This window comes from Thermodesulfobacteriota bacterium (genome assembly GCA_040757775.1).
Classification (GTDB): Bacteria; Desulfobacterota; UBA8473; order UBA8473; family UBA8473; genus UBA8473.
This window is the reverse complement of the sequence record JBFLWQ010000014.1, coordinates 1-24,621: the sequence shown is the minus strand read 5'-3', so window position 1 is coordinate 24,621 and position 24,621 is coordinate 1. Positions and strand designations below refer to the sequence as shown.

The following is a 24,621-nucleotide window of genomic DNA, read 5'->3' as shown; positions in this document are numbered from 1 at the left end:
TTGTGACCTTTGAGTTTTGTCATTTCGAGGAGCAATAGCGACGAGAAATCTTAATGGTTTTAATTTGATAATTCCCTGTAGCTTGCTACAGGGTTTCAGTAGTCATTCCCCTTGCGAACCCCGTATCAAGTACGGGGCAGGCACAGGAATCCAGAAAACTAAAAGACAGGATTCCTCGCTTCGCTCGGAATGACAGGCGAAAGAGCATGCTCTGAGCAAAGCGAATGGGGTCGAAATGACACTATTGGCTATTTTTCAAAGGTCTTATAAGTGGTGTTATTCGGCTAATTTAGCGTAGATAATAATAAAATGCCAGCAACATGTCAACTTGAACTTGTAAGTTACGGGGTTTTTGTGGTATTATTAAAAAAATATGTAATTTGTTAATCTCTGTAAAAGGAATTGTCATTTAAAGTTGACGGTCTCGTAAAAAGCCCCTATAGCCGTCACTCCCGCGAAAGCGGGAGTCCAGAACTCGTTGACTTTTCTGGATTCCCGTTTTCACGGGAATGACAGAAAAGGGTGTTTCCCAACTTTTTACATCTGTATAAAAGGAATATTGCATGTCAACAATAAATATAAAAGAAATTATTGAAAAAGAAATCCATGAAGATGATATTAAAACCCGAAGTCAATTTATGGATAGTTTTAAAGGCGAAGTATCGGCTTTTATTGACGGTTTAACAGATGCTTTTTATAAATGGGAGGAATATGATTCTAAGATCGATACGGATATAAGGAAAGCATATGTTTCAGCATTCCTTTACAATGCTATAGATAGTCTAACATTATCAATGAAATTATTTCTGTCAGGTTATATCATACCTTCTGGCAACCTCTTGCGTTATACACTAGAATCATTATGTTTGGCTATTTTATGTTCAGACAAAAGCTTACCTTATTATGAAAAAATAGAACAAAATAAATTTTCAGCAAATGCAGCTTTGAATTGTGTTTTGAAGAACGCTGAAAAACTAAATATAATTAAAGAATCAATTGAAACTTTAAAGGGAATTTATGAATACAATCACAACTACAGTCATGCTACCTTACTAAGCTTATATCATATATTTTCAAAGCGTGGTGAACAATATTTTGGCCCGTCATTTGATAAAGGCAAAATGGTTATCTACAAAAAAGAAACTGAGACCAGGGTAAATCTTGCAAAAGTCTTTAGCAATATTATTGAAGGCATATTACACGGATGAGCACCGTGTGCAAAAAAGGCGGATTTATTTAAATGGAGAAAAGACATCCTGTAGACAAGCTGATTCAACATGCCATCAATCTTGGGGTCAGTGACGCTAAGATTGTATCTGTTGAAGCGATTTCTGTCGAAGACCATCTTGCAAAAATGTGTGAAGAACCACGATGTGATGGCTATGGACAGACAATAAACTGTCCGCCTCATGTTATGAAGCCTGATAGGTTCAGAGAATATATTGGACAGTATAAGCTTGCCCTGGTCTTTAAGCTCGATGTCCCCACAGAGATACTTCTTACCGATGACCGGCTTGATGTAGCCAGAATTATTCATGAAACTGCTGCAACTATTGAGCAGTTTGCAATAAATGACGGACATACAAACTCAAAAGGGCTTGCCGCAGGTTCTTGCAAGCGAATTTTTTGTAGCGGATATGATGAATGCTGTGCTTTAAATGAGGGCGTTTATTGCAGGTTTCCTGACCTGGCAAGGCCATCCCTGTCGGGGTTAGGAGTGAACTTCTTTAAACTGAGTAAGGTGCTAGGCTGGCAGATAAGCAAAATCACAAAAGACAGCAATCCGGATGATGTCCCCATGGGAATGATGGCAGGGATGGTTTTGATAGGGTAGGGAGATACCTGCCGATAGGCTTTGTCAGAAATGGAAAGAGGAAAATAGAATACCGGGAAAGGTTTTTATGAAGGGAATCAAAAAGTATATAGTTGTTTTCTTTATCTTGTTTGTGTTCTTGCTGACCGCCTCTGTAACATGGGCACTCAGTCTTAAAGGTCGGGTGGAGGAACATACCCTGAAAAACGGTATGAAGATTCTCATACTTAAGCGGCAGTATTCTCCTACAGTATCCTTCTTCATGAGCTTTAAAGTTGGTTCAGCAGATGAGTATTCCGGGATTTCCGGGACAGCCCATCTGTTGGAACACATGCTGTTTAAAGGCACAAAGATGTTGGGGACAAGGGACTACCTAAAGGAAAAGAAGATATTGGATGAAATCGACCAGGTAGCTTTGAGGCTTGATAATGAGATACTTAAGGGAAAGAAAGCAGACGAGGCTAAGATAAACAAGTTAAAAGCTGAATTGGGAAGATTACAGAAAAGGCATAAGAGATATGTGGTAAAGGATGAGATAGATTCGATATATTCAAAAAACGGGGGGGTTGGTTTAAATGCTTCAACGAGCTATGATATTACAAGGTACATGGTTAGCCTTCCATCGAACAGGGTTGATCTCTGGGCTAAAATAGAATCGGACAGGATGTTGAACCCGGTACTCAGGGAGTTTTATTCCGAGAGAGACGTAGTCACGGAAGAGAGGAGACAGAGGATCGATTCCAGCCCTGATGGGAAACTCTATGAAAACTTTATGGCAGCAGCATTTATAGCCCATCCGTATCGAAGACCGATAATTGGCTGGATGTCAGATTTAATGTTTTTAAAAAAGAGAACCACTGAGAGGTTTTTTAAGACCTATTATGCCCCAAATAACACTGTAGTTGCAGTAGTAGGTGATATAGACACCTCAAAAACTTTAGAGATTATCAAAAAATACTTTGAACATATCCCTTCTCAACCTATTCCGTCGTTTATTCCCACAAAAGAGCCAGAGCAAATGGGAGAGAGAAGGCTAAAGGTAAAATTCGATGCGAATCCCAGCCTGATTATAGGTTACCACAAACCCACTGTGCCTGATTTTGACGATTACGTTTTTGATATTATAGATGGCATACTGTCGAGTGGTCGAACCTCCAGGTTTTATAAAAGGTTGATAGATGAGGAAAAGATTGCCGTAAGTGTAGAAACAGCAAACGGGCTTCCAGGTGCAAGGTACCCAAATCTCTTTGCTATATTTGCTGCTCCAAGACACCCCCATACCACTACTGAGCTGGAACAGGCCATCTATAGGGAAATAGAAAGATTGAAAAGAGAGCCAGTAAACGAAAGGGAACTCAGGAAGATAAAAAACCAGTTACAGGTTGGTTTTATAAGAGCGCTTAACTCCAATTCCGGGTTAGCAAGTAAGCTCTCTTATTACCAGACTGTTGCAGGAGATTGGAGATATATAGAGGATCAGTTGGATGTAATAGAACGAATAACCCCTCAGGATATATTGAAGGCTGTCAGAAAGTATCTTGCCGAGGACAACAGAACAGTGGCAGAGCTGGTAAAAAAGGAAAAAGAATAGAAGGGGACGAGATGATAGTGAAAAGGGCGATTATTTCACTGTATTTGATAATCATAGCAGTAACAGTCTGCCTGTGCGTCGTAGCCGCAGGCAGACTGGCATCTTTTGCAGAGGATGCTAATACACCACAGCACCCCAGGGATATGATTTTTAAACCCCTGGTGTTTTCTCCTCCAAAAGGGGAACGGGTACTCCTAAATAACGGTATGGTTCTGTATATTCTGGAGGACCATGAGCTTCCCGTATTGAATCTGTCTGCGGTTATAAGGACCGGCTCGGTTTATGAACCTGCGGATAAGGCAGGTTTGGCTGAGTTAACCGGTGGAGTTATGAGGACAGGGGGCACCCGTTCTATGACGCCGGATGAGATAAACGACCAACTGGAGTATATTGCAGGCGCTGTAGAAATAGGTATTGGAAGCGAATCCGGGTCTGCCTCCCTTTCTGTGATGAAGAAGGATACAGACATTGGTATAAAGATATTTGCTGACATTATGATGAACCCGGGATTCGATCAGGAAAAGCTAGACCTGGCTAAAAAACAGGAGATTGAGGCTATAAGGCGCAGGAACGACAATCCTGACAGTATAGCCTTCAGGGAATTCAGAAGGCTTTTATACAAGGATAACCCCAGGGGCAGGGTATCCACGGTCAAATCGATTAACGCGATTACCAGAAAAGATTTGATTGAGTTTCACAACAGGTTCTTCCACCCGGAAAATGTAATGCTTGCTATCTCCGGAGACTTTCAGAGGGATGAGATGGTGAAAAAGGTCGAAAAGGCTTTTCAGAACTGGGAAAAAACCGGGGTCAAGATACCCAGAGAACTTCCCCCTTCATATTCCTTTGAAAAATCTATAAATTATGCCTTTAAGGATGTACCTCAGTCCACAATTGTACTTGGGCATCTGTCAGTTAGAAAAACCCATCCTGACTACTTTCCATTTAAGGTATTGAACTTTATCCTAGGAGAATCCGGTTTCAATTCCAGGTTGACTTCAGAGATCAGGTCTAATAGGGGTCTTGCATACAGTGTGGGGAGTATTTACAGAGGTGATGTGGAATATGGGGTGTTTGCCGTTATATGCCAGACCAAATCCGTTACTACCTCCAAGGCAATATCCCTGATCTATAACATTATAAAAGACCTGAAGAAGAACGGTGTTACAGAAAAAGAGCTTCAATGGGCAAAGGAGTCTATCATTAACAAATTCATCTTTTCTTTTACTTCTTCTGCCAGTATAGTAAACCAGCAGATGAGCATAGACTATGACAACCTGCCGGAGGATTTCTTAGAGAAGTATCAGGAAAACATATCCAGGGTTACATTTGAGGATATTAAAAGGGTGGCAAAGTATCTTTACCCTGATAGCTCCATTCTTGTCGTGGTAGGCAAAAGTAAGGATTTTGACAGACCACTGTCTGAGTTTGGTAAAGTTCATGAGATAGAGTTGAAGGATGAGTAGAAATATATTTATAGTAAATGGATTAAATAACCATCTACTACGTAGGACAACCCCGATAAATCGGGGCTGTCTAAGATACAGAGCTTTAAATAAAAGCTGAATAGTTACATTCTTAGTGAACCAATTTTCTCAGAGATTCGATAAAGTGCAGGAAAAAGGGGGCTGTTTTTGCCCCTTTAACCCATTTGTCACAACCAAGGACAGGATATTTGGTTATAAGTACCAGTAATACACCTACAATAATGGAACTCCTTATAAAACCAAAGACTGCCCCACCCAGCCTGTCGATCCAGCCCAGTTGAACCAACCTTATCAACTTCTTGAGCAATATACCAACGAGGGTCAGAAAGACCGCTACCAGGAGAAATACTGCAATAAAGCTTACTATATTGGCGACGTTAGGGTTATGAATCAGTTTCCCCAATATCTTTGCCCCACCTATATATGACCTGCTGGCAATGACTATGCCTAAGATCAGAGCGAGGAGGGAGAAACTCTCCTTAATCAGTCCCCTTTTTACCCCAAAGATGATGCTGATGCCTACTATGAAAATGATTACGAAATCCAGCCAGTTCATGATTTTAGCCCCCCGGTTAAACTAAGCAACTCTCTCAATAAATTCCTTTATCTTGGCAAATACCTCTTCACATCCATTCCGACGCAGGATGCCATGTCGGTTAAACTCGAACGTACGGGACTCTTTTTTCTTTGAAATAATACCATCAAGGATAATGGATGCACTTCGCGGGTCTACAATAGGGTCGTTTTTCTCCTGGATTACAAGAGCAGGAACAGAGACCTTGCCCAGAGAGTCTCTGGTTTTGTCCATGAGAAGGCTCAATTCTCTCAGGCCTTTGATGCTGTTTCTGGAGTAATTGATTTCAGGATTCTCAGACTGGTTGTCCACATATTCCAGTCTCCCCTCTTCTATATTGAACTTCTCCAGCAGTTCATTCCAGAAGTGAATAGGGCCTATTAACTTCGTCTTTATACTCTTGAGCTGTAAGGGAGCATTAACGGTAAAAAGACCTGCAATCTTACCTTCTTTGTTGGCAGCAGCCAAAAGAGCCAGGGTACCTCCTGTGGAAAATCCACCGATTACTACGCGTTCACAGGCATTCCTTAGAACCGTATAACCCCTGTTAAAAGAATCGTACCAATCCTTCCATGTAACATCCGCCAGGTTGTAAGGTGAGGTGCCATGCCCCCTCAGGCGCGGGCCATAGACAGAATATCCGGATTTGGCAAGAGAATCTCCCAGAAGTCTCACTTCTTCGGGTGCCGACATGTAACCGTGACAGATGAGCACACCTGTTTTTGATTTCCCCGGGTTTAAATAAAAAGGTGCCCCCACTTCCTGAGGTTTCGACAGTTCCTCATTATAATACCTGTCATAATCCTCTCTAAACATTTCCTTATCCATTTTGGAAAGAAGGTTTACCATTTTGGACATGACCTTCTTATGGGAACGGCCAAATTCCTTCTTGATGGTTCTGCACAAATCCTTTACATTCTCTATCTCGTTAACTATAACCCTGATGGTGTTTTCTATACGTATCTTGTGGAATTCATGGGGCATTTCAAGTCTATGGGTATCAATGAAATAGGTGCCATCGCTCTTTTTAATGATTTCTTCTTTTATAGCAAGCCCTTCAAAATTGTCATAGTCTTTTTCCCTTTCATCCGCTACCAGCTCGATGGGCAGATTATCGAGGGAAGGGTGAAGATTGAACCTTTTCTCCTTCTTAATCTTCTCACAGGCTAAAAACAGTTTGCATTTAAAGAGATAATCCGATGTCTTTTTTTTATTCAGAGAGAGTAACCCGCATGAAAAGAGGTGGTCCATGTTGACAGTTACCATTGAATATATTCTATCCATAAAATGATTGGTCAACCGACGGGAAATACGTGCCAGATTAAAACCTGCGGGGTCATCGCCGTAAAGCAGCCTTCTCAGGTATTCTGTTAAGGAAGAGAAGGGTTTATTCTTCCTGAAATAGTAACGGTCCAAAAAATCCCTTACCCTTGCCGGTGTCCCAAAAGTCACATGTATATCCGAATCCGAAAAAAGCAGATTACCCTCTATCTCCAATTCCTCTTCCAGACGTTCCGGTATCCCTTTTACGAACTTTGATGCCAGGGTTTGGATGATGTTCTTCCCTGGCCTTATGGGAAAGTAAGTCAGGTTGGTGGGGATGATAACGGTTTCCTTATCAGAGATTTCGTCTATTGTTTCAATGTTAAACCTATTCAGATAATCCGAGACCTTTTCCCTGTCCCCTTTTTTATGGGCAGATATAATCTCTCTCTTATAGAACTCCGAAAGGAGCGCCAGGTAAGCAGACCCCGTATGTATCGGTCCCTTTCTTCCGGGGTAATTGACCATGAAATTTCTGGAACGGATAACCTTTTTGGTCTTTATCATTGCCCCTTCAGGAAAGATAACCCAATTATTTCTGCCGGTGATAAGGTCACCTATTATGATGTTGTTTCGATTTGGGTCATCCAATGACAGGGCGCCTACAGCCGTTAAATAATCTCCAAACTTTCCTTTAAAAAAGGATGAATCTGCCAGAGAATGGGGCATATTGTTTGTTGTCTTTTTAATTATGTAGGGGAGAAGAAAGGTTTCAGCCCTGGTAAAATGGTTTACAACATAGAGGATGGGGTTATCAGGTATGTTTTTATCGCCGGCTATATGTATGTCCGCTTTTATAAATCTTTCCAGAAGCTTGAGGGACAGGACTGTGCCGTACAGTATTGCGTTTGTAAAGGTATGTTTTGTCTTTATTTATATCTCTCCCTTCGGTTGTTCAGAATTACATATCTTCTAACTATTTATATTACTTAACATATTTGAGAACCGTCCCTTTAATACCTTGTTGCCTAACGCGGTTATGTGTCGATTGTTTTCAGTCCTAAGAATTTAACCATCGGATCAAAATCTCTGTCGTCATGTAATAAAGGCAACCCGTAATGAATACAGAAGGTTCCGATCATGACGTCTATTGTCTTCCGCACGGTAACGCCCTTTCTCCTGAGAGTCCTGTAATTAACAGCACTCTGTAAAGCCAAGGCACGGCCACCCATTGCCATAAATGGCATTCCCAAGAGGAGGTCTCTTGCGATACTGAAGTCCTTATCGCTTTGAAATCCCTGGAGCACTTCGGTCAGTACCAAATCGCCCATGATGAGAGGGGTATTCCCAAGTGAGGAATCAAGCCAATCCGTTTGAGGTGTTTTCTTGCCGTTAAAGTAGTCGATCCAGACGGAAGAATCAACGAAGATCATCTGTCTAACCGCATCTCGTCAAGGTTGCCAGTCCATTTAAGTTTTCCCCGAAAACCCTTTATTCTTTCCTGGCCCTTTATCTTTACCAGAAGTCTTAAGCCCTCTTCTATCACATCTTTCTTTGTCTTTTTTTCCGAAGCCTTGAGCGCGGATTCCATCAATTCATCGTCTATAACTACATTCGTTCTCATTAGTCACCTCCCATATGTATAAATACTCCCTATTATACACATTCACGGAGCTATTTGGAATGCCATTTTATTTTACACATAATATATTTGAGAACTGTCCCGCTAATACCCTTTATCGCCTCTTTCATAGCGGCGGTCGTCTTCAATCAAGGAAAATTTCCCTCTAGTGTATCCCCACAGAGCCTTATATTCACATATCTCGGTATTTGACATATCTTTAGCATTGAATCTAGCTTCAATAGTTAATACGTCCTCCCCTTTTGTTATGAGTGGAATATGATAGTCTGAATTCATTACGAAAGTAAAAAATACTTTAACTCTTTTGCTAGGAGATAACGAAAATTCTAATTCTTTTGGATTATAATCTTTTTCAGTAATTTTGCCTCTTTTTTGTGATGCAAATGACCAATTTTTCAAACGAACAAGACCTGTTTCTTTGCCCAAATTTTCGACTTGTATCTCAATATACCAGAACGTGCTAGTAGGATCGGCAGAATCTTTATTTCCTGTTGACTTAAAGTCAACAGGCCTAACTTCAATCCATGTTAAGTGGTTTTCTATTGCCTTTACTCTTCCCTCCTTTAATATATCCTTAACATTCCATGCCCCAATTACGACACCAACAGCGGCCAAAAAAGAGGCAAAAGCTGAAATCCAAGGAGGGGAGGAAAACCACCATCTTTTTACCATAAATTCGCCACAAGAATTACATTTTTTCGCTGTGTTGTTAATCCAGTGTCCACAAAACGGACAATATTTGATAGAGGTTTTGTTACTCATAACTTTAACTCTTTTCTTCAGTCCCCTTTTTAAGTACTATGGTGCTTAAGAGTGTTATGGGAAGTGAGTTTTTCAGATATTACAATATCTATTCTGTCCACTAACTTACGAGACATATCCCCTATATTTCGATAAGTCATATCAAGGTTTTTGTTAACTATATTGTAATTATTTTCGCCCAAAGATGAGTCAAAGGTTTTAGCATGGTAAAATTGAGCACGTTCTATTTCTCCATTCAGAGTCAGAAGTTGCGCATTGATGTCAAGAATCCTACGTTGAAACTCACAGTCAAACAAAGATAGAGAATCTAGCTTAGAATTCAAGAAAGGCAAATAAAACTTCTTGACTGAGGCACCAGTGGGACTCTCTCGTCTCGACTGCTCGACATGCTCAGAGAGCAGCCCATCAGTTAACAGCAATAAGGAGTTTATATGCTTCGAAATATTTGTTACACGACTTATCTCTATCCCTTTATATTTTCTTACAAGTGGCTCAATCCATTGTAAAAATTGTCGATCAAAAGTTCCATAGTCTGAGTTCATTAAATAGGTTAAGCTAATCAATTTGATCTGTACTTCCTCAAGCTCAATAATGAGACCATCTTTTAATTCCTCCCTTTGAAGACGTTTTTTAACCTTTTCAACGACAAGAGGGCTAAGAATACCGAGTATCCATCCAAACAATACATCTAAGATATTCATACTTATACTCCACTCAAAATATCCTTTTGATTATCTTCCCAAAATTTTCTTCTATCTATCCCCCCACCTTCTTCCTTGCTCCCGTCTTATACTTCCTGAATTTATCGAGATACTTTTACCAGCTAATCCCCTTTTCTCGTAAATAATCCTGGGCTGGTTTAAAGCCTAATCGAGCTGCTGTTTTAACATCACTAATCCACGCTTGGTAGTTGCCTAATTCGTGATAACTAGCCCCACGAAAGAAATAAGCCCCTGCAAGTTTAGGGTCTAGTTCTATAGCTTTGCTGTACTGAACTATGGCCTGATTATAGTTACCTAATTTTTCATAAACCAACCCACGACTGAAATAAGCCCACGCATATTTAGGACTTAGTTCTATGGCTATGGTGTAGTCGGCTATAGCCTGCTGGTAATTACCTAATTTATCATAAGCAAACCCACGACCGGCATAAGCCGATGCAAATTTAGGGTCTAGTTTTATGGCCCTGGTGTAGTCTGCAATAGCCTGATTGTAGTTGCCTAATTCGCTATAGGCATCCCCTCGACTGTAATAAGCCCCAGCCCTTGCATCTTTAGTGTCTAATTCTATGGCTTCCGTGTAGTCTATTATAGCTTTTTGGTAATCCTTCAAACGACTAAAAACAAGCCCTCGCAGGGTATAAACACCTAAGCCTAGTTGGATTGCTCTGGTGTATGCATATATGGCGTCCTGATTTTTCCCAGCTATAAAATAGGCATATCCCCTATCAAGCCACTCCCATGCAGTCAGTGCTGTTGATTTCTCTGTATACTCTTTCTGAATCTTAACTTTTTTTAATTCTTCTTTTGTCGTTCTCAAATCTTCCCTGAGTATTGTTAGTTCTTTTAATATCTTTTCAGACTCTTCTCTTGATTTCCTTAACTCTTTCTCCTTATACCTGTCCTTCCTTAATTCATCAATGGCTTTTAGCACGCTGTCAGGGTCAGCTACTATCTTTGCCTTTAAAATATAAGCCTTTCCGTCCCATTTCTCGTCAATAATTTCCGTCTGGACTATACCTGCGGTCAGGGTTGTAATCTGGTCTCTAGTTAATTTATAGTCTTTTATCTCAGTGCAACTTTCAAGGTATGTGCCGAGTTCTTCCAGCAAGAGCCGTTTTACCTGCGCAAGTGCTATAGCCCTGCATGAAAGTTTACTGTCAGCCTCACTTGCCTGATAGGTGTACTCTCTTTCAAAGGTTACCTGTTTAGCTATTGATAAGTCAGTGGAGAGTAAGACCATCAAGATACTGAGTGAACATAATAGAAAATTTTTTAGCCTGTGTTTGCTACTGGAATCCATTTGAAACCTCTTTCCCTAAAATAACCTTCCCTGTAACCCCTCTTTGAAATCTCTTCCAAAGTGTTCAAATGCCTGTTTTGTAACTACCCTGCCCCTGGGAGTACGGGAGAGGTACCCTTCCTGGATTAAAAAAGGCTCATAAACATCCTCAATGGTATCTTTTGCCTCATTAACAGCGGCAGACAGGGTATCAATACCTACGGGGCCACCGCCAAACTTATCGATTATGGTCAAAAGGATTTTTCGATCCATCTTGTCGAATCCCTTATGGTCTACCTCAAGCATATTCAGGGCTTCATTTGCCACCTCTTCAGTAATTACTCCATCTGCCCTTACTTGGGCATAGTCTCTAATCCTTCGAAGCAGCCGATTGGCTATCCTTGGAGTCCCTCTGGATCTTTTTGCTATCTCTACAGCGCCGAAGGGCTCAATTTTAATGTTCAGGATTCTGGCAGAACGGTCGATAATGATCTGAAGTTCGCTAGGTGAGTAAAAATCAAGTCTGGCAATTACTCCGAATCTGTCTCTTAACGGAGAGGTGAGCAACCCTGCTCTGGTTGTTGCCCCTACGAGGGTAAACCTGGGGATGTCCAGCTTTATAGACCTGGCGCTTGGGCCCTGTCCTATGATTATATCCAGTTTATAGTCTTCCATGGCAGGATAGAGAATCTCCTCAACCACATGATTCAGTCGGTGTACTTCATCAACAAACAGTATATCGTGCTCCTTAAGATTGGTAAGGATAGCTGCCAGGTCACCGGGTCGTTCAATTACCGGGCCTGATGTAGCCTTGATACTGGTATCCATTTCCTCGGATATTATGTATGCCAGTGTAGTCTTACCCAGCCCCGGCGGTCCATAGAGCAATACATGGTCAAGTGCTTCACCTCTCTCCCTTGCTGCCTGAATAAACACCCTGAGGTTTTCCTTGATCTTTTCCTGCCCTATATATTCATCCAGAACTTTAGGTCTGAGATTGGTGTCGTAAAACACATCTTCTTCATAGGGTTCCGGTGTAACATCCCGTTTTGTCATCTATACTCACCTTATATCGTATATCGTAAATCGTTAGTGGTTTAACTACTTAGTTCATCCTGAAAAATGAAAAATTCATTTGGAGCGAACATGAGCAGGATTTTTGGGGTACCCATCTTGACGAAGCGGAAGAGAAGCATTTTCAGGTGTTTGAGCCCGAAGGGCGATTTTCTGAAAATGCCTGAAGCAAGTCATAGATGGGTCAAAAAACCTGCTCCAGAGAGCGGAAAAGGGAATTTTTCAGGATGAACTACTTACGACTTTGATAATACCCTTAATGCCTCTTTTAACAACTCTTCAAGGACTGAAGTGTCGGTCTTCAGGGTGTTTTTTGCAGTCTCCAGTGCCTTTTCTGCCACCGCCTTTTTATAACCCAGGTTTATTAATGCCGAAATAACATCTTTTTCAACCTCGCCCCTGTCTGCTTCTACTGCAATTGGAGGTTCATCTGAAAATGGTATCATTCCGATTTTATCCCTCAGCTCTAATACCATTCTCTCTGCCGTCTTTTTTCCAACACCCGGCGCAGCGCTTAACCTCCCTGCGTTACCCTCTGATAATGCCTTACAGAGATCTCCCACTGGAATCCCTGAAAGGATATTAATAGCCAACCTGGGTCCTATGCCGGAAACGCTTATTAAGAGCTCAAAGATGTCCCTTTCTTGTCTGGTAAAAAAACCATACAGATGGAGAAGGTCTTCCCTGACATGGGTATACGTGTTTAGTTTAACAGTGCTATCTATTTCAGGAAGTTGATAAAAGGTAGAAAGGGGGATATGAACTTTATAGCCTACACCATTAACATCAACGATCAGATGATCGAGGGACTTATGGACCAGTATTCCATGAATCTGAGCAATCATCTCGACCTTTTTAAGGCTTCCCTCATATTTGTAGAGTGTATATGGCAGATCGCCACAGCGAGAGCATCGGAGGGATCAAAAGGAACAATCTCCGGAAGGTTCAGGAGTTCTTTCACCATTGACTGTATCTGATTCTTAGTGGCTCTTCCATAGCCAACTACTGCCTGTTTTATTTCCATGGGACTGTATTCGTACACATCCAGCCCGGCGTTAAGAGCTGCTAAGATGGCTATTCCACGGGTATGCCCCAACTTTAGCGCTGTCCTTACATTTTTGTGGAAAAAGAGATTTTCAATTGCCATAACATCAGGAGAGTAATCGGAGATGACCTTTTCTAAGTCAGCATAAATCTTCTTTAAGCAGTAAGGGAATGAATTATTTAAGGAAGACGATATGCCCCCATTCTCTATATGGAGAAGTGTGCCTTCCAGTTCTTCGATTATCCCGTAACCAGTAACCGAGCTCCCCGGGTCAACCCCCAATATTCGCATAATGCCAACTACCTTTTATTAAGTAATTCGCGATGAAAAGTTCCCTTTTCCGCTCTCCAGTGCAGATTTTTTGACCCATCTATGATTCGCTTCAGGCATTTTCAGAAACTCACCCTTCGGGCTCAAACACCTGAAAATGCTTATCTTCCGCTTCGTCAAGATGGGTACCCCAAAAATCCTGCCCATGTTCGCTCCAAAGGAAATTTTCATTCTTCAATATGAACTAGGTACCACCCAACTTTTCCATAATCTCATCCGGGATATCAAAGTTGGAATAAACCTTTTGAACGTCGTCGCTTTCTTCCAGCATTTCCATAAGTCTGAGTATCTGTTGCGCCTCCTTCTCATCCAACTTGACTGTACTCTTCGGAATCATACTGACCTCGGCAAGCTCATACTTCAAGTTTGCCCTGTCAATAGCCTCTTTTACTTTTTCAAAGTCTCCTGGCGCCGTTACAACATCGTACTCGTTTTCTCCTTCTCGTACGTCCTCTGCACCGGCTTCAAGGGCTAAATCTATCAGTTTATCTTCTTCTACTTTGTTTTTATCGAATACTATTATCCCTTTTTTTTCGAAAACCCATGCGACACTCCCTGCTTCTGCCAGATTCCCGTTATTCTTGGAAAATGCATGCCTTATATCTGCTACTGTTCTTTTCTTGTTGTCAGTCAATATATCAACCAGCACAGCAGCCCCTCCCGGGCCGTATCCCTCGTATGTAAGCTCTTCATAGCTCACGCCTTCTAATTCCCCGGTACCTCGTTTAATAGCTCTATCTATATTTTCAGCCGGCATATTCTGAGTCTTGGCATTAGCAATGGCAGTTCTCAAACGAGGGTTTCCTTCTGCATCGCCTCCTCCCGTTTTGGCGGCAACAGTTATTTCCCTTATCAGTTTTGTAAATATTCTTCCCCTCTTTGCATCTTCTTTGCCCTTTTTGCGTTTGATGGTACTCCATTTGGAATGTCCAGACACTTAAGCCCCCTGAACTCTAGGGTTTTACGCCTTCTATTTATTTCACTCGAATCTTTGACACCTTTAATCTTTATGGTTTTGCCAAGTATATATCACAGAATCTTGTGTTTTAAAAGAAAAAACATTTGGGCACTATTCCTTGAAAGAAGAAGGGGCAATGAAACTGATTGGGACGGGATTCCTTAAGCAAGGCTTCGGGGTTTTTGAATTGACAAAAGTTTAGATTTAAGATAGCGTTAAACGTAAAATGCCAAGCTAAAGCTGAAGAGGACAGGGGAAAATAGATTGGAAAATATTGAGCTGCAAAGAGAGATAAAACGACTCTTAAAAGAGATAAACGGTATTCTGCTGGCACATAACTACCAAAGAGACGAAATTCAGGAACTGGCTGATTTTACCGGTGATTCTCTGGGGTTAAGTATAGAGGCTGCTAAAACGGATTGTGATATTATAGTCTTCTGTGGTGTCCATTTTATGGCTGAAAGCGCTTCTATTCTGTCTCCTGATAAAACGGTAATCCTTCCCAGGCTTGATGCAGGGTGCCCCATGGCGGATATGATTTCTGCCGATATTCTTGTGGCTAAAAAGAGAGAAAACCCTGAAGCTACTGTTGTTACCTATGTCAATTCGTCGGCTGAGGTAAAGGCAGAAAGTAATATCTGCTGCACATCTGCCAATGCTGTCCGGGTGGTGAACTCTGTAAAAAGCGATACGGTGTTGATGACCCCTGATAAAAACCTGGCAAAATATGTATCGAGATTTACCGACAAAAAGGTTCTCTGGTGGGAAGGCTATTGTCCTACACACGATCGCCTGAAAGTACAGGAAGTATTGGAGATTAAGGGAAAACACCCCGATGCCCTTTTTGTGGCACATCCGGAATGCAGGCCTGAGGTACTTGAACTGGCAGATCATGTTTGCAGCACTTCAGGGATGTATGAGTATGCTAAAAGGACAGATAATGAGGAGTTTATAATAGGGACTGAAGCGGGGATACTGTACCGATTAAGAAAAGAGAACCCTGAAAAGAAATTCATTCTTGCTTCAAAGAGTTTAGTATGCCCAAACATGAAATTAACTACACTGGACAGTGTTTTAAATGCCATAATAGAGATGAAGAATATAGTAAAGGTCCCGGAAAGAACAAGGTTTCCAGCCAAAAAAGCCCTTGATAGAATGCTTGCCGTCCCCCGAGACCAGGTTTTAATGGGATAGGGATATGTTTAAAAGTGACGTTGTTTATCATTTTAGAAACTTCTGGGATATAATCATAGAATCCTTTCGTTCCTACAGACTAAACGGGGGGCTGAATCTGTCGGCTGCCATAGCATTCTACTCGATACTGTCCATAATCCCCTTTCTTTTTCTCATGCTGTCATTGGCAGGATATGTACTTGGATCCTCGGAAGAGATATATAGAGCTGCTGTTTCTTTTACCAGAGACTTTATTCCGCAAATGAACACGATGGTTTTTGATGAGACAAAGAGAATAATGGATAAAAGTGAAGTGCTGGGTTGGGTGGGGGTGCTGTCTCTGATTTGGACGGCTACGCTGGTCTTTACCTCGCTTGAGTTTGCACTGAACACAATATTCAAAGTAAAGAAGAAGAGGAACTTCTTTTATTCAAAACTCCTGACATTCACAATGATACCCTTTGGATGTGTAATAGCCATTGTTTCAGTTCTGATAACCGCCTTTGCTAAGGCATTGGATAAGGCAGGCTCTTTCATTATTTACGGAATTGATCTGCGTATCTTCTTCGCAGGTAATATACTCATCAGATATCTCTTTCCATTTTTGCTTACAATCTCTATTTTTACTTTAATCTACAAGGTTATTCCAAACACTAAGATTCGTCTTAGACACTGCATGATTGGGGGAAGCCTATGCGCTTTCCTGTGGGAAGGAGCCAAGTACTTGTTCGCGTGGTATGTGAGCAGAAATCCCAATTATGGGGTAGTCTATGGATCACTTGAAGCTATAATAATTTTGGTATTATGGATATTTTATTCTTCATGTATTTTACTGTTCTGTGCTGAACTTGTTTCAGCATATTATAGAAGGGATGTTACCCTGCTAAGGAAGGCTTTTATGTGAGGGGTTATGAAAGACAAAAAAACCAGTCTGCAAAAACAGCTATTCCGAAAATTTGGGAAAAGTTTTCCTAAGGGGGCATTCCTTTTTAGGGAATCGGAATCTGGCAAAGAGATGTACATTATCCAATCTGGAAAAGTGAGGATAACAAAAAAAGCAGGAGGTGCGGACAAAACTCTGGCTATAATATCCGGTGGGGATTTTTTAGGAGAGATGGCAGTACTGACCGATGGTCCTCGTTCAGCGACAGCAGAGGTGGTTGAGGACAGTGAGGTGCTGGTTATTAACCCTGAGACATTTGAGGCATTGATTCAGACAAACTCGGATATTGCTATGAAGATACTGAGAACATTGGCGGAGAGAATCAAAGAAGCCAACAGACAAATAGAGATTCTGTCATCTAAGGATAAAGAAAGTGGTAAGATTTCAGAATAAAGGGTGTTAGGGGTTAATGTTAGATGCGGGATGTGAATTTATCTGGTGAAAGGGTATTTTATGAAGAGCCATCTATATCCAAATTATTAAAGGCAATAGATGACAGAAAAAGGAAAATATGGACTACAGGCTTAAAAGGCTCTTCCAGGGCATTTCTTGTGTACCTTCTGAAAGAAAAGCTGAACAGAGTCTTTGTCATAATCACCCCGACTATAGCAGATGCCCATGTTTTTTGTAATGATTTAAGGTTTTTTTTAGGTGAAGAAGATTCCAATGCTTCACCAGAACAGCTTAAATGCCTTCTATACCCTCCGTGGGATACCTTTCCATTCGATACCATCTCACCTTCACCAAATATTGTATGTAAGAGACTGGAGGTTTTTTACTCTCTTACAATGGGTTTTAACCCCATTATTATTACTACTCCTTCCGCATTAATGCAAAGGGTAATAGCTAAGGGCATTCTCGAGAATGCTGCAGAACGTATATATACTGGACAGGAGATCAATCGGGACAGGCTGATCGAAAAGATAGTTGAAGGCGGTTATACCCACGTTAGTGTGGTTGAAGCGAAGGGAGAATACAGTGTTCGCGGGGGTATTCTTGATATCTTCCCTCCCCTTTTTGAAAATCCTGTAAGACTGGAGTTTTTGGGAGATGAGATAGAATCCGTCAGGCACTTTGATGTGATATCTCAACGTTCCTTAAACTCTCTGGAAAAAGCTACAATCCTTCCCTTCAGGGAGATCATCTTAAATAGCACGACTGCCGATTATGCTGACTTTTCCCTTCCTTTCTTTTATCCAAAACTGGATACCTTCTTCGATTATTTACCTCAGGATGCTATTTTAATGATGAGTGAGAGATGGGATATAGAAAAAGAACAACAAATATATGTGGACGAGATAAAGGAATGCCATCAAAAGTACATCAGGCGAAAAGAATTTTATCCTGAAGTTTACGAATTATACCTGACTCCGGATGAGATTAATTCGAACCTCGAAAGGTTTCAGATTGTATTTTTAGAGAGATTTGATATTCACCAACCCGATGAGACTCTCATTGAGTTTTATACGGAAGGGAATGAAGATATAAGAAAGGAGTCCATACAGTTAAGGTCATATGAAGGAATACTTGGTGTTTTTGCAGAAAAGATTAGAATCTGGCTGGAGGATAACCATCAGATCTTTCTGGTATGCCATACCGATTCTCAGGCTAAGAGGCTCTTTGAAATCTTAAAAGACTATAGTTTACCCTTTGGGCTTGAACTTGAGTCATCCTTTCAATCCCGGATAAAGGAAGTCAATCTGCCTGGGTCAGCACCAGGGATGAGGATTCAGCTTGGTAGTCTTCTATCAGGATTCCGTTGGCCTCACACAAGAATTATAATAGTAACAGAAGAAGAGATATTTGGTGAGAGAAAAAGGCGACATCCTAAAGCCAAGCTTGAGGATGATTATAGAATATCGACCTTTGGTGACCTCAAAGTAGATGATCATGTAGTCCATATAGACCATGGAGTTGGATTATACCTTGGATTGAGAAAGCTTGATGTAGATGGAATAGAAAATGACTACCTTCTACTGGAGTATATGGATGGGGATAAGCTCTATCTTCCAGTTACCAGATTAAATCTCCTCCAGAAGTACATGGGAGTTAAAGGGCATTCCCCTAAATTGGATAAACTGGGGGGGCGTTCCTGGGAAAACAAAAAGAAAAAAGTTAAAGAATCCATTAAAGGGATGGCTGAAGAGCTCTTAAAGTTATACGCATTAAGAAATGTGCAAAAGGGTTTTGCCTTCTCAAAAAAGGACCATTACTACAGAGAGTTTGAAGCTGCTTTCCAATATGAGGAGACTTCCGATCAACTGGAGGCTATTGAAAGTGTGATGAGGGACATGGAAGACGAAAAGCCTATGGAAAGACTTATATGCGGTGATGTGGGTTTTGGCAAGACCGAGGTTGCACTAAGGGCATCATTCAAAGCAGTAATGGATGGGAAACAGGTAGCAGTATTGGTTCCAACCACAATACTTGCTTACCAGCATTATCAAACCTTTGTCCAGAGACTCAAACCATACCCTGTTTTTATAGGTATGCTTAGCCGTTTCAGAACCCGTCAAGAACAAAAAACTATTGTCAATAAGCTAAAGGATGGAGAGATCGATATTGTAATTGGGACTCACCGTTTGCTTCAAAAGGACGTGAGCTTCAAGAATTTGGGGTTGTTGGTTATAGATGAGGAACACCGGTTTGGTGTTTCCCATAAAGAAAAGCTTAAGAAACTAAGAAAACTAGTGGATGTGATTACAATGACCGCTACTCCCATCCCGAGGACCCTTTATATGTCTATGATGGGGGTCAGGGATTTAAGTGTAATTAATACGCCGCCCGAGGATCGCCTGGCAATCAAGACCTATATTACTAAATTCGAAGATGATATCATCAGAAGGGCTGTACTTAGAGAAATTGAGAGGGAAGGACAGATATTCTTTGTTCATAATCGGGTAGAGAGTATACCTGCAATGGTAAGGTATCTGAGAAAATTAGTCCCCGAAGCCAGTGTTGGTGTTGCCCATGGCCAGATGGAAGAGAATGACCTGGAAAAAGTAATGCTCTCCTTTATCAATAAAGAGATCAACTTTTTGGTTTGTACTACCATAATTGAATCAGGACTTGATTTTCCCTCTGCAAATACGATTATGATTAATCGTGCCGATAAATTGGGTTTAGCCCAGATGTATCAACTTCGTGGGAGGGTAGGAAGGGCGAAAGAACAGGCATATGCCTATTTACTGGTACCAGGAAAGCATTTAGTAACCAAAGATGCCTTGAAACGACTGAAGGCACTCTCTGAACTCACTGAGCTGGGTTCTGGGTTCAGGCTGGCAGCCCATGATCTGGAAATAAGGGGAGCGGGTAACATTCTGGGCACCTCTCAGTCCGGGCATATTGCTACCGTTGGCTATGATATGTATATCAGATTACTGGAAAGGACCATTAAGGAACTTAAAGGGGAAGAGGTTACCAATGAAATCCAGCCTGAGATTAACATTAAGATACCAGCTTATATACCTGAAGACTATATTAGAGATACCAATCAGCGGCTGGTAGTTTATAAGAGACTTGCATCTATCAGCTCAGATGAGGAAGCAGAAAAGATGAGAAGAGAGCTTACTGACAGATTTGGTAAAATACCCACCCTGGTTGAAAATCTGTTTGAAGTGGTGGGGATTAAAATTCTGTTTAAAAGGTTTCTTATTACCAGTGCTGATTACAATGGGAGTGAAATCATTTTGTCATTTCATCCAAGTGCCGAAGCATCTCTTGAGAAAATCCTCCAACTCATTGCCAGTTACGGAGAAAGATGTAGGTTTTCTCCTGATTTAAAGCTAAGCATAACCTTCCCTGATGGCGACTGGAAAAGTATCCTGAATGAGATTAAAAACGTATTGAAATAATCGTTATCACGTGGTAGTTTCGTCTTGATTAATTAACTTAAGCCACTATCACAGGTGGAGGTATAATGAACATTCCCAAAAAACAGATTCTAATCCTGTTTCTTATCCTTTCCTTTAGTATCTCTTGCTTAAGCCTTAAAACAATCGCAGAAACCATTGACAAGGTAGTTGCCATAGTTAACGGTGAGGTTATTACCCTTACAGAATTGAACGAGGCGGTAAATTTCATATTAAAGGATACTGAAGGCATAATAAATTTTGATGGTGCAGAAAAAGACCCGGCCGAAATTAAAAGGAAAGTATTGGATCGGCTTATTGATAACAAGCTGATAGAGCAGGAAGTAAAGAGGGTAAGGATAGTTGTGTCTGAAAGGGAGGTAGATAATGCCCTGGAGAATATGCAGAAAGAAAACTCTATCTCAAAGGAAGAATTGGTTAAAAAGTTGGAATCCAGGGGGTTGAGTCTTGAAAAGTATAAAGAGCAGATCAGGCAGGGGATGGAGAAGATGATGCTTGTAAATCGTGAAATTAAATCCAGGATAGTGGTGAATGAAGATGAACTGAAAAATTATTACACGGATAATATGGATTCTTTTAGGATGGTAACAGAGGTAAGAGTTCAACATATACTTCTTCCAATTCCCCCAAACGCGGATGAAGCAAAAATAAAAGATGTCTATGAAAAAGCCAGAGATCTATTAGTAAAGTTAGGTAATAAGGAGGACTTCGGAAAGCTGGCTAAAATGTATTCTCAGGACACTTCATCAGATTCAGGTGGTGACATGGGGTGGTTTAAGAAGGGGGAAGTAACACCGTTTTTAGAAAAGGTTGTCTTTAGTCTTAAAGTTGGAGAGGTTAGTGACATAATTACCAGCAGTTTAGGTCTTCACATAGTTAAGCTTATGGACAGAAAGGAAGGAGGGGTTAGACCCTTTGAAGAGGTTAAGGATGAAATAAAAGACACCATTTATGCAAAAAGGGTGGAGAAGGAATTTAAAGAATGGTTTGAGAGGTTAAGAAAGAAGTCTTTTATTAAGGTGAAGCTATGAGATAGAATCAACTTACTCCGAAAAAAAAATAACCAGGTGAGGAAATGAAGAATATGAAACTTCCTGTGATTGGGATTACCATGGGAGACCCCGCAGGGGTAGGCCCTGAAATAATCGTAAAGGCACTCTCTGACCCACGGATATTCCAAATCTGCAGGCCTGTTGTCCTTGGGGACCACGGGCTAATCTCAACGGTTGTCCAAATGCTTGGCATGGAGGTTAAGGTAAATACTATTACGAACATAAGGGCGGAGAGATACCACGCTGGATATATAAACGTTTTAAACCTTTCCCATCTTGACGTTAACGCAGTTGCTTGGGGAAAACCGGATGAAAGATTTGGTAAAGCCGTTGTGGACTATATAAAGACAGGGACTAAACTTGCACTGGATGGAGAGATTGATGCCATAACCACTGCTCCCATAAACAAAGAGGTGATAAACAGAGCAGGTTATGCCTATGCAGGGCACACCGAACTCTTTGCTGAACTAACCCATACGAAAGATTATGTTATGATGCTTACAGGAGAAAAGCTAAGAGTTGCCATGGTAACGACCCATTGCAGAGTGAGAGATGTAGCAGACCTCTTAAATACCCAAAGAATATTCACCATTATCAAGATGACAAACAATTCTCTTAAGGAGTACTTTGCCATCTCAAAGCCCAGAATAGCCGTGGCATCTTTAAATCCCCATGGTGGGGAAGGCGGAATATTTGGGGATGAGGAAGAAAGGATAATCATCCCGGCAATTAATATAGCTAAGGCTGCAGGGATCGATGCAGTAGGTCCTCTTCCCCCAGACACCCTTTTCTACTATGCCTCCCGGGGAGACTATGACGTGGTTGTATGCATGTACCACGATCAGGGGCTTATCCCTTTGAAATTACTGAGTTTTCAGGATGCGGTAAACGTAACCCTTGGACTGCCCATTATAAGGACATCTGTAGATCACGGGACTGCATACGATATAGCAGGGACAGGAAGCGCCAACGAGACAAGTCTGAAGAACGCTATCAGACTCGCCTCATCTATGACAGATAAAAGCAGGAATCCTCAAAAAATATGACAAGGAACGCCACATACACCTAAAAATATGCCCTTAGCCGACCGGCAAGATACTCCGGTGGATTTGCAAACCAATTTTCCATGTTAAAAAGCGGTGCGAAATGGATGTCATTAATATAATTACCATTAAAGTTAGGTCTTGTGGCTATCTTTACGCTTGCCCGAAAGCTATCAGTTTTGCCTCCTAATGGACCCGAATATAAGATATAATTAAAAGACTCCATTTGCAGGTCCTTTTTATAGAAGCAAAGAATCTTGCTCAACCCTTCGGCGATACCATCCAGGTCTTTATCATCATATTCAAAATAATTTGACTTTCCAGGTACTATTCCTATAAATTCATTGCTTGCCATGGGGGCAAATGAGGCCATCCATTCCACATTTCCTGTTTTACCCACATACCTTTCCCCCAGTTCTTTCTCTGTTTCTATGAGATCATTCCAGAAGTTTTTAGACTTTTTGTCAAGGTAAGTCTTACTTTCTCTCATCATCCAGTCTACATAATAAAAGGGATTTTTGCTCATGTAAATCTGGTTATGAGGGTGGACTTGAGATGATGCAGCAGGCGGAAGATAGTTCATCCCAAAGATGGCATATTTAAGTTCTGGCTTTCTTCTATTTACTGCCCTAAGGAAATCAATAATCGTACTAAAGCAGTTTTTTAATATCTCCGGAGAAAATTCATCGATCCTTAAAAAGTGTTCTTTACCGATAACACCTATAGCCATGATTTCATAAACCAGAAATAGATTGGGAAATACCCATGAGTCACCTTTCCTAAATCTTCCTTCAGGTAAAAGTTCCGGCGGAAATTTTGGTGTTACCTTTTCCAGGTTTTGGGGACAGAAGATACAGGTTTCTTTTGTCCTGTTTGCTATCATTTCCAATAGGGTTTCATCGACAGGCTGATAGAACATTTTCGCTTTTTCTATTAAACCCATATTGAAGAGCCTCTTTACGCCTGTTAATGGGTCAAAACGTATCTCAGTATGCTGTTTGTCCTCTTTAAATGCATTCATCGGATTCAGAATAGAAACCGTATTCTTAATTTTTTTAAACTCCACTGTCATAGGTGCCCTCCTTTTTTGTTTTTACCCTAATGGGCACGGCGTACCGTGCCACTACTACTACAGAATCAAATTTATAATACTTACTATTATCTGCTCAAAGAATGTGATCAATGGATTTAACAAGCCAAAGAAGAGTAGCCCTATGATGATAAACATCCCATATGGTTCTAATTGCATCAGTTGGTATTGAGTTCTGTTAGAAACAAAACCCATCAATATCTTAGAGCCATCTAAAGGAGGGATAGGTATCAGGTTAAAGGCTGCCAAAATGATATTTATCTTGGCAAGGACTGATAATATGGCTGCCATCGTCCCCCAAGGAGAAAATATATTTATACTTATGATTAAAAGTGCCAAGAAAGCCAGAATGATATTTGCAGTAATGCCGGCGGCAGATACCAAAATCATCCCTTTCCGATAGTCTCTAAAATTTGAAAAATTAACAGGGACTGGCCTAGCCCACCCAAAACCAAAGAGAAGGAGCATCAGTGTGCCAATGGGGTCTAAGTGTTTAATCGGGTTAAAGGTTATTCTTCCCATCCATCTGGCGGTTGTGTCCCCCATTTTTTCCGCTACCCAGCCATGGGCAACTTCATGGATTATTACAGAATATAAAAGAGGAATCATCAAAAGGAAAAAAGCCCCTGGATTCTTGAAAAGCATAAGGATTGGTCCCACCCGAAACCTCCACGTTATAATCAAAAAAATAGTCAGTGAGTTTTGTGAAATTTAACCCTGAAAACAGATTGGATATGATGTTAACAGAGAAAGAACGTGATGACAATAAGAAAAGTTGATTATGTCAGAAACAAATAAACTGTCCTGTATTGTAGCACATAATCTGTCCGGTTTACAATGGTCACCAGTGGAGGTGACGTATGGGACGGACAGAGATATTACAGGAGGTTCGGAAGATGCGATTTGAA

The 24,621-nt window shown here is 41.0% G+C and carries 23 protein-coding genes; 10 read left to right on the top strand and 13 right to left on the bottom strand.

What is annotated here, in order from left to right:
- The first annotated feature begins 563 nt into the window (after positions 1-563).
- The 4 genes from AB1401_09630 (at position 564) to AB1401_09615 (ending at position 4,870) form a co-directional block, all read left to right on the top strand.
- Positions 564-1,208, top strand: a complete 645-nt coding sequence (locus tag AB1401_09630) for a hypothetical protein (GenBank protein MEW6615711.1) — start codon at positions 564-566, stop codon at positions 1,206-1,208.
- A gap of 32 nt (positions 1,209-1,240) precedes the next feature.
- Positions 1,241-1,834, top strand: a complete 594-nt coding sequence (locus AB1401_09625; GenBank protein ID MEW6615710.1) for a DUF2284 domain-containing protein — start codon at positions 1,241-1,243, stop codon at positions 1,832-1,834.
- Between the two features lie 67 nt (positions 1,835-1,901).
- Complete coding sequence (locus AB1401_09620) at positions 1,902-3,404, top strand: pitrilysin family protein (protein ID MEW6615709.1); 1,503 nt, start codon at positions 1,902-1,904, stop codon at positions 3,402-3,404.
- A gap of 11 nt (positions 3,405-3,415) precedes the next feature.
- Positions 3,416-4,870, top strand: coding sequence for a pitrilysin family protein (locus AB1401_09615; GenBank protein ID MEW6615708.1), 1,455 nt, complete (start codon positions 3,416-3,418; stop codon positions 4,868-4,870).
- 112 nt (positions 4,871-4,982) lie between these two features.
- Here AB1401_09615 and AB1401_09610 read toward each other — a convergent pair whose 3' ends face one another.
- The 11 genes from AB1401_09610 to AB1401_09560 form a co-directional block, all read right to left on the bottom strand.
- Positions 4,983-5,447: a CvpA family protein gene (locus tag AB1401_09610; protein ID MEW6615707.1), complete on the bottom strand. Its 465-nt coding sequence runs from the start codon at positions 5,445-5,447 to the stop codon at positions 4,983-4,985.
- A gap of 21 nt (positions 5,448-5,468) precedes the next feature.
- Entirely contained in the window at positions 5,469-7,568 is a 2,100-nt protein-coding gene (locus AB1401_09605) for an alpha/beta fold hydrolase (GenBank protein MEW6615706.1), read from the bottom strand.
- 197 nt (positions 7,569-7,765) lie between these two features.
- Positions 7,766-8,161: a PIN domain nuclease gene (locus AB1401_09600; GenBank protein ID MEW6615705.1), complete on the bottom strand. Its 396-nt coding sequence runs from the start codon at positions 8,159-8,161 to the stop codon at positions 7,766-7,768.
- The gene (locus tag AB1401_09595; protein MEW6615704.1) at positions 8,158-8,352 is read right to left on the bottom strand and encodes a type II toxin-antitoxin system VapB family antitoxin; all 195 of its coding nucleotides are present in this window, start codon (positions 8,350-8,352) and stop codon (positions 8,158-8,160) included. Before AB1401_09595 ends, AB1401_09600 begins: the two co-directional genes overlap by 4 nt.
- A 102-nt stretch (positions 8,353-8,454) precedes the next feature.
- Positions 8,455-9,132: a hypothetical protein gene (locus AB1401_09590; protein MEW6615703.1), complete on the bottom strand. Its 678-nt coding sequence runs from the start codon at positions 9,130-9,132 to the stop codon at positions 8,455-8,457.
- A 29-nt stretch (positions 9,133-9,161) separates the two neighbouring features.
- Positions 9,162-9,833: a hypothetical protein gene (locus AB1401_09585; GenBank protein ID MEW6615702.1), complete on the bottom strand. Its 672-nt coding sequence runs from the start codon at positions 9,831-9,833 to the stop codon at positions 9,162-9,164.
- Between the two features lie 115 nt (positions 9,834-9,948).
- A complete protein-coding gene (locus AB1401_09580; GenBank protein MEW6615701.1) occupies positions 9,949-11,154 on the bottom strand; it encodes a tetratricopeptide repeat protein in 1,206 nt (401 codons plus the stop codon).
- A 15-nt stretch (positions 11,155-11,169) separates the two neighbouring features.
- On the bottom strand, positions 11,170-12,189 hold the full coding sequence (gene ruvB / locus AB1401_09575; GenBank protein MEW6615700.1) for a Holliday junction branch migration DNA helicase RuvB: 1,020 nt from the start codon (positions 12,187-12,189) through the stop codon (positions 11,170-11,172).
- A gap of 254 nt (positions 12,190-12,443) precedes the next feature.
- Positions 12,444-13,052, bottom strand: a complete 609-nt coding sequence (gene ruvA, locus AB1401_09570) for a Holliday junction branch migration protein RuvA (protein ID MEW6615699.1) — start codon at positions 13,050-13,052, stop codon at positions 12,444-12,446.
- Complete coding sequence (gene ruvC / locus AB1401_09565; protein ID MEW6615698.1) at positions 13,049-13,543, bottom strand: crossover junction endodeoxyribonuclease RuvC; 495 nt, start codon at positions 13,541-13,543, stop codon at positions 13,049-13,051. Before ruvC ends, ruvA begins: the two co-directional genes overlap by 4 nt.
- Positions 13,544-13,766: 223 nt before the next feature.
- Entirely contained in the window at positions 13,767-14,519 is a 753-nt protein-coding gene (locus tag AB1401_09560) for a YebC/PmpR family DNA-binding transcriptional regulator (protein ID MEW6615697.1), read from the bottom strand.
- Positions 14,520-14,804: 285 nt separating this feature from the next.
- Here AB1401_09560 and nadA point away from each other — a divergent pair, with 285 nt between their 5' ends.
- The 6 genes from nadA (at position 14,805) to pdxA (ending at position 22,626) form a co-directional block, all read left to right on the top strand.
- A complete protein-coding gene (gene nadA, locus AB1401_09555; GenBank protein ID MEW6615696.1) occupies positions 14,805-15,734 on the top strand; it encodes a quinolinate synthase NadA in 930 nt (309 codons plus the stop codon).
- A 4-nt stretch (positions 15,735-15,738) separates the two neighbouring features.
- Positions 15,739-16,617, top strand: coding sequence for a YihY/virulence factor BrkB family protein (locus AB1401_09550; GenBank protein MEW6615695.1), 879 nt, complete (start codon positions 15,739-15,741; stop codon positions 16,615-16,617).
- 6 nt (positions 16,618-16,623) lie between these two features.
- Positions 16,624-17,049 (top strand): cyclic nucleotide-binding domain-containing protein, encoded by a 426-nt coding sequence (locus tag AB1401_09545; protein MEW6615694.1) that lies wholly within the window; start codon positions 16,624-16,626, stop codon positions 17,047-17,049.
- A 23-nt stretch (positions 17,050-17,072) separates the two neighbouring features.
- A complete protein-coding gene (gene mfd, locus AB1401_09540; protein ID MEW6615693.1) occupies positions 17,073-20,510 on the top strand; it encodes a transcription-repair coupling factor in 3,438 nt (1,145 codons plus the stop codon).
- Between the two features lie 65 nt (positions 20,511-20,575).
- Positions 20,576-21,559, top strand: a complete 984-nt coding sequence (locus AB1401_09535; protein ID MEW6615692.1) for a peptidylprolyl isomerase — start codon at positions 20,576-20,578, stop codon at positions 21,557-21,559.
- Positions 21,560-21,603: 44 nt separating this feature from the next.
- Entirely contained in the window at positions 21,604-22,626 is a 1,023-nt protein-coding gene (pdxA, locus tag AB1401_09530) for a 4-hydroxythreonine-4-phosphate dehydrogenase PdxA (GenBank protein ID MEW6615691.1), read from the top strand.
- A gap of 19 nt (positions 22,627-22,645) precedes the next feature.
- Here pdxA and AB1401_09525 read toward each other — a convergent pair whose 3' ends face one another.
- Both AB1401_09525 and AB1401_09520 read right to left on the bottom strand, forming a co-directional pair.
- Entirely contained in the window at positions 22,646-23,695 is a 1,050-nt protein-coding gene (locus AB1401_09525) for a hypothetical protein (GenBank protein MEW6615690.1), read from the bottom strand.
- 57 nt (positions 23,696-23,752) lie between these two features.
- A complete protein-coding gene (locus AB1401_09520; protein ID MEW6615689.1) occupies positions 23,753-24,373 on the bottom strand; it encodes a site-2 protease family protein in 621 nt (206 codons plus the stop codon).
- Between the last annotated feature and the right edge of the window lie 248 nt (positions 24,374-24,621).

Coding starts and splice junctions, on each gene's coding strand:
- AB1401_09630 (MEW6615711.1), top strand. CDS start 564: ATGTCAACAATAAATATAAAAGAAATTATTGAAAAAGAAATCCATGAA.
- AB1401_09625 (MEW6615710.1), top strand. CDS start 1,241: ATGGAGAAAAGACATCCTGTAGACAAGCTGATTCAACATGCCATCAAT.
- AB1401_09620 (MEW6615709.1), top strand. CDS start 1,902: ATGAAGGGAATCAAAAAGTATATAGTTGTTTTCTTTATCTTGTTTGTG.
- AB1401_09615 (MEW6615708.1), top strand. CDS start 3,416: ATGATAGTGAAAAGGGCGATTATTTCACTGTATTTGATAATCATAGCA.
- AB1401_09610 (MEW6615707.1), bottom strand. CDS start 5,447: ATGAACTGGCTGGATTTCGTAATCATTTTCATAGTAGGCATCAGCATC.
- AB1401_09600 (MEW6615705.1), bottom strand. CDS start 8,161: ATGATCTTCGTTGATTCTTCCGTCTGGATCGACTACTTTAACGGCAAG.
- AB1401_09595 (MEW6615704.1), bottom strand. CDS start 8,352: ATGAGAACGAATGTAGTTATAGACGATGAATTGATGGAATCCGCGCTC.
- AB1401_09590 (MEW6615703.1), bottom strand. CDS start 9,132: ATGAGTAACAAAACCTCTATCAAATATTGTCCGTTTTGTGGACACTGG.
- AB1401_09585 (MEW6615702.1), bottom strand. CDS start 9,833: ATGAATATCTTAGATGTATTGTTTGGATGGATACTCGGTATTCTTAGC.
- AB1401_09580 (MEW6615701.1), bottom strand. CDS start 11,154: ATGGATTCCAGTAGCAAACACAGGCTAAAAAATTTTCTATTATGTTCA.
- ruvB (MEW6615700.1), bottom strand. CDS start 12,189: ATGACAAAACGGGATGTTACACCGGAACCCTATGAAGAAGATGTGTTT.
- ruvA (MEW6615699.1), bottom strand. CDS start 13,052: ATGATTGCTCAGATTCATGGAATACTGGTCCATAAGTCCCTCGATCAT.
- ruvC (MEW6615698.1), bottom strand. CDS start 13,543: ATGCGAATATTGGGGGTTGACCCGGGGAGCTCGGTTACTGGTTACGGG.
- AB1401_09550 (MEW6615695.1), top strand. CDS start 15,739: ATGTTTAAAAGTGACGTTGTTTATCATTTTAGAAACTTCTGGGATATA.
- AB1401_09545 (MEW6615694.1), top strand. CDS start 16,624: ATGAAAGACAAAAAAACCAGTCTGCAAAAACAGCTATTCCGAAAATTT.
- mfd (MEW6615693.1), top strand. CDS start 17,073: ATGCGGGATGTGAATTTATCTGGTGAAAGGGTATTTTATGAAGAGCCA.
- AB1401_09535 (MEW6615692.1), top strand. CDS start 20,576: ATGAACATTCCCAAAAAACAGATTCTAATCCTGTTTCTTATCCTTTCC.
- pdxA (MEW6615691.1), top strand. CDS start 21,604: ATGAAGAATATGAAACTTCCTGTGATTGGGATTACCATGGGAGACCCC.
- AB1401_09525 (MEW6615690.1), bottom strand. CDS start 23,695: ATGACAGTGGAGTTTAAAAAAATTAAGAATACGGTTTCTATTCTGAAT.